This window comes from Caballeronia pedi (assembly GCF_001544915.2).
Taxonomy (GTDB): Bacteria; Pseudomonadota; Gammaproteobacteria; order Burkholderiales; family Burkholderiaceae; genus Caballeronia; species Caballeronia pedi.
The window spans coordinates 1-1,063 of record NZ_FCOE02000121.1; the positions used below are offsets into that span (position 1 = coordinate 1).

Below are 1,063 nucleotides of genomic sequence, written 5' to 3' on the forward strand. Positions count from 1 at the left end.
GTCCTCCTGACCATGCATGACCCAATCCATGCACGCTCCAATGCTCGACGACCGGCACGTCATCGCGATTGTTGAAAACATTGCGCGTGTATGAATGGCCGTGCGCGCCCTCTTCGCCATGCGTCGATACATGCGGCGGCGAAGCCTGGCAATCGTGCAATTGCAGGCTCATCGCGACAATCTGATCGCTATTGCGTGGATGTACCGTGTCGTCGGCGTCGCCGTGAAACACGATCAGAGGTACTGCGTGCGCTTGAAAGTCGTGTGCAGGCGTTTCCGGAAGCTTCACCCTGCCCATCCCATCGCGCATCGCACAAAGCGCGGAAAGCGGTTCGTCCGCGACCCCGAACGCAACGCCTGAATGAATCGCCGCGGCCGCGAAGCGATCCGGATATCTCACGACGAGATTGACAGCCATCGCGCCACCTGCCGACAAACCCGCAACATAGACTCGAGTTGTGTCGCCATTGAACATGGACGCGATCGCGCGGATGAGCGCCATGAGCATCGCGGGCTCGCCAGAATCGCGAGCCCAGTCGACGGGCTGGAACCAATTCCAGCACCTGAACGGATTGGCGACTTCGGACTGCTCGGGATAGAGGACGATATACCCCCGCTCTTCCGCGACGATGTTCATTCCCGTCCCCGATGCGAAGTCATCCGCATCCTGTTGAGCCCCGTGCAGCATGACGACGAGCGGTAGTGATCGAACGCGGTTGGCAGCAGGAACGAAGAGCTTGAATGCGTGCTCCTCATCCTCGTGCGGGAAGGTTCCGCGGAGCCACTGAGCATGCGGGTTCGTGCATTGCACGCCTGGCGGCTCCGCAGCATGCATCCGCACGGCCGGAGCAGCGCTTGGCGCTGCCGGGGCGGGCTCGATGAAGAATTGAGCAAAGAGGTCGAGAGGCGTGTGCACGAAAAGCGACCAGCGTGCTGACTCAGCCGCCCAAGTCAGCGGATCGAACAGGTTCATTGGTTTCCTTCAAACGTGTCAGTTCGATCCGAGCGGATTTCAAAGAACCGCCCCTGCAATCATTCAGAGAGCACCCTTCACACAGGATGC

The 1,063-nt window shown here is 60.1% G+C and carries 1 protein-coding gene; it reads right to left on the minus strand.

Features of this window, described 5'->3' with window-relative positions:
* Positions 1–973, minus strand: a 973-nt coding sequence (locus AWB80_RS42780; protein WP_087132122.1) for an extracellular catalytic domain type 1 short-chain-length polyhydroxyalkanoate depolymerase, incomplete at its 3' end; no start/stop codon positions are given.
* Positions 974–1,063: the final 90 nt, after the last annotated feature.